This is a genomic window from Flavihumibacter solisilvae (assembly GCF_000814475.1).
GTDB lineage: Bacteria > Bacteroidota > Bacteroidia > Chitinophagales > Chitinophagaceae > Flavihumibacter > Flavihumibacter solisilvae.
Genome location: NZ_JSVC01000066.1, coordinates 1 through 371, shown reverse-complemented (window position 1 = coordinate 371; position 371 = coordinate 1). Strand labels below are relative to the sequence as shown.

General features: G+C 49.1%; 1 protein-coding gene. It reads left to right on the top strand.

Translation table 11 applies throughout. The features are described 5' to 3' along the window. A partial coding sequence (locus OI18_RS23455) for a SprB repeat-containing protein (protein ID WP_039144814.1) occupies positions 1-371 on the top strand: 371 nt, incomplete at both ends.

The following is a 371-nucleotide window of genomic DNA, read 5'->3' as shown; positions in this document are numbered from 1 at the left end:
GTAACGATCACCGAACCGCCTGTACTGGCTGCAACAACAGTTGGTAATAATGTTGACTGCTTTGGTACCGCAACAGGATCTGCTACCGTAAATGTAACTGGAGGCACCGCACCGTTTACTTACAACTGGAACACCCTGCCAGCACAAACTGGTGTAACAGCAACAGGCCTTACTGCCGGAACTTATACGGTTACGGTAACTGATGCTGCAGGTTGTATTACAACTACTACGGTTACGATCACGGAACCCACACTGCTTACAGCATCAACAATAGGTAGTAATGCATCCTGCTTCGGTACGGCCACAGGTTCTGCTACCGTAAATGTAACAGGAGGCACTGCACCGTTTACCTACAGCTGGAACACTTCACC